Below are 465 nucleotides of genomic sequence, written 5' to 3'. Positions count from 1 at the left end.
TGCGGTTTTGCAACCCACACTGATTGTTTCAAATTTTCAGCTTGTTCCAGATTGTTAAAGAGCAAAGATTTCACAATATACCGGACTTATCCGCTACATTCTGAAATCGTATCCTTGCAGGAAAGAGAGGATGGTGGAGCTAAGCGGGATCGAACCGCTGACCTCCTGCGTGCAAGGCAGGCGCTCTCCCAGCTGAGCTATAGCCCCATCGATTACGTTATCGGTTATTGCCGCCCATTCGCTTAGCCGCCCGGGGCAAGCAAAACTGGTAGGCCTGAGTGGACTTGAACCACCGACCTCACCCTTATCAGGGGTGCGCTCTAACCACCTGAGCTACAAGCCTAGACCGATACCGTCTCTTTCTTTATCAGACAATCTGTGTGAACACTCAGCATTTCACTATCTCAGGTTAAGGAGGTGATCCAACCGCAGGTTCCCCTACGGTTACCTTGTTACGACTTCACC

At 50.3% G+C, this 465-nt stretch carries 2 tRNA genes and 1 rRNA gene; all 3 read right to left on the bottom strand.

Going from position 1 to position 465, the window contains the following annotated elements:
* Positions 1-131: 131 nt before the first annotated feature.
* Positions 132-207 (bottom strand) — tRNA-Ala (locus Xmir_RS22385).
* Positions 208-266: 59 nt separating this feature from the next.
* Positions 267-343, bottom strand: a tRNA-Ile gene (locus Xmir_RS22380).
* 67 nt (positions 344-410) lie between these two features.
* Positions 411-465 (bottom strand): 16S ribosomal RNA (locus Xmir_RS27770); the annotation flags it as partial.

Source organism: Xenorhabdus miraniensis (assembly GCF_002632615.1).
Note: the sequence above shows the minus strand (reverse complement) of the source record. Positions and strands in the feature narration are given on the sequence as shown.